We start from the raw sequence: 279 nt of genomic DNA on the forward strand, positions 1-279 counted from the left end.
CAGCCAGACGGTAAGCTGCGCCACGCCGGCACGTTCCCCTCAACTCCCACCGCGGGTGCTCATCATGGAAGCAGGTGCAATCGCAACGCGACTGGCAGTGTTCGCCGCGGTATGGTGGATACTCAGCGGTGGGCGGCCGGCGGCCTGGTGGTTCGGCGTGCCGTCCTGCATTCTGGCCGCCGGGCTGAGCATGCACCTCGGCAAGCCCTCGGCCGGCCAGGCATGGCCCGCCCTTTCGCGCCTGCCGGGCTTCCTCGGCTACTTTCTCGCCCACTCGGC

Annotated in this window: 1 protein-coding gene; it reads left to right on the forward strand. The window is 69.5% G+C overall.

What is annotated here, in order from left to right; genetic code table 11:
* Positions 1–64: 64 nt before the first annotated feature.
* On the forward strand, positions 65–279 hold a 215-nt coding region (locus D0817_RS26390; protein ID WP_238160972.1), incomplete at its 3' end, for a hypothetical protein.

Origin of the sequence: Flavobacterium cupreum, from assembly GCF_003996965.1 — a bacterium.
GTDB classification, from domain to species: Bacteria; Bacteroidota; Bacteroidia; order Flavobacteriales; family Flavobacteriaceae; genus Flavobacterium; species Flavobacterium cupreum.